Annotated in this window: 3 protein-coding genes; all 3 read right to left on the bottom strand. The window is 68.2% G+C overall.

Annotation, left to right across the window (positions count from 1 at the left end):
* The coding region (locus tag AB0J24_RS28760) for an IS3 family transposase (RefSeq protein WP_358687015.1) at window positions 1–772 on the bottom strand (772 nt) is incomplete at its 3' end.
* The gene (locus AB0J24_RS28755; RefSeq protein ID WP_358687014.1) at window positions 756–899 is read right to left on the bottom strand and encodes a hypothetical protein; all 144 of its coding nucleotides are present in this window, start codon (window positions 897–899) and stop codon (window positions 756–758) included. The genes AB0J24_RS28760 and AB0J24_RS28755, both read right to left, overlap by 17 nt.
* A complete protein-coding gene (locus AB0J24_RS28750; RefSeq protein ID WP_358687013.1) occupies window positions 896–1,186 on the bottom strand; it encodes a transposase in 291 nt (96 codons plus the stop codon). The genes AB0J24_RS28755 and AB0J24_RS28750 overlap by 4 nt, the downstream gene beginning before the upstream one ends.
* Window positions 1,187–1,224: the final 38 nt, after the last annotated feature.

The raw sequence follows: 1,224 nt of genomic DNA, 5'->3' as shown, positions 1-1,224 counted from the left end.
AGCCGGACACCTCGTTCTGTGTCGTGAGCTGCTGCTCGTAGGTCGCGGGGCTGAGGTTGCCCAGCCGGGAGTGACGGCGCAACGGGTTGTAGAACCCCTCGATGAAGGAGAAGACCTCCATCTCCAGCTCGTGGCGGGTCGGCCAGGCTCGGCGGTAGACCAGTTCCTCCTTGAGCGTGGCGAAGAAGCTCTCGGCCATCGCGTTGTCGAACGCGTCTCCGACACTGCCCATCGAGGCCAGCACCCCGGATGTGCGCAACGTCCGTCCGAAGTCGATCGAGGTGTACTGGACTCCGTGGTCGCTGTGATGGATCAGCCCAGCGGCGGGTTTACGCTGGTGAAGGGCCATCCCGACAGCGTCGAGGACCAGCTCACGGCGCAGATGGTCGGTCATCGACCAGCCCACGACCCGCCGCGTGCAGGCATCGACGACCACGGCGAGGTAGAGGAATCCTTCCCAGGTCCGCAGGTACGAGATGTCGGCGACCCACAGCTGGTCAGGTCGCTCGGTGTGGAACCGGCGCTTGACCAGATCGGGGGCCACCGCGCCGGCCGTGGCCCGGGAACGCTTCTTACCGTGACGGCGCCGGTGGATGCCCTCGATACCGGCCACGCTCATCAGTCGGGCCACGCGCTTGCGGTTCCACCGGTGGCCACGGTCGATGATCTCGGCGGTCAGCCGGCGGGCTCGGTAGGTACGGCGATGCTCGCGCCAGGCATCGTGGAGCCGGTCGGCGTCGTCGGCGTCAGCCAGATCATCGTCGCTGATCACGGGGCTGCCGCGGGCGCAGCCAGTCGTAGAACGCCGACGGGCTCACGGCCAGGACCCGGCACAGGAGACGGACGGGGTAGGTGGTCTTCTCCGCAGCGACGAACCCGTAGATCGTTTCTCGGGTCACTGGTCTGTCTCCCGAGCGAAGAAGACCGCGGCTTTTCGCAGGACCTCCTTCTCCAGCTCGAGCTCGGCGACCCGGCGCCGCAGCCGGGCCAGCTCGGCACGTTCCTCCCCGGTGACCGCCGCGGGCCCATCGCGCCGTTCCCGGCGCAGGGCCTCGACCCAGTTGCGCAGGGTCTCGTGGTTCACCCCGAGCTCGCGAGCCACGTCGCGGACCGAACGGCCCCCGTCGAGAGCCAGCTCTGCGGCGTTGCGGCGGAACTCCTCGGGATACTTACTTCGACGCCCCATCGCGCGTCCTCCTCCTCGGCTACTGCCAAGTCTGGAGG

Origin of the sequence: Pseudonocardia sp. NPDC049635, from assembly GCF_040659795.1 — a bacterium.
Classification (GTDB): Bacteria; Actinomycetota; Actinomycetes; order Mycobacteriales; family Pseudonocardiaceae; genus Pseudonocardia.
This window is presented reverse-complemented; position numbering and strand designations above follow the sequence as displayed.